This is a genomic window from Desulfocurvus sp. DL1XJH-121 (assembly GCF_054819825.1).
In genome coordinates, this window is the sequence record NZ_JBTVWW010000113.1 from 1 (window position 1) to 266 (window position 266).

Annotated in this window: 1 protein-coding gene; it reads right to left on the reverse strand. The window is 71.4% G+C overall.

Annotated features, from left to right (window positions below):
* On the reverse strand, nucleotides 1–266 hold a 266-nt coding region (locus ACYYG1_RS17530), incomplete at both ends, for a hypothetical protein (protein WP_461211621.1).

Here is a 266-nt window from a genome sequence, read left to right on the forward strand (position 1 = left end):
CGAGCGCCTCCTCGTAGGTCTTGCGCAGCTCGCGAGTCGCGTCGAAGGCCATGTCGATGCCGGCCTGGGGGTCCTGGGCGAACAGCGCGAACTGCGCGTCCATGCTGGCCGACCACGCGTCCAGCCCGGCCTCGAGCTCGTCGAGGAACGGGGTCTGGGCGTCCGTGGACGCCGCGCGGGCGTCCTCCAGGTGACCGTCGATCTTGGCCAGGCGTTCCTCATGGCGGGGAGGAACTCGGGGTCCCCCGTGAGGAGGTACCCGCGCT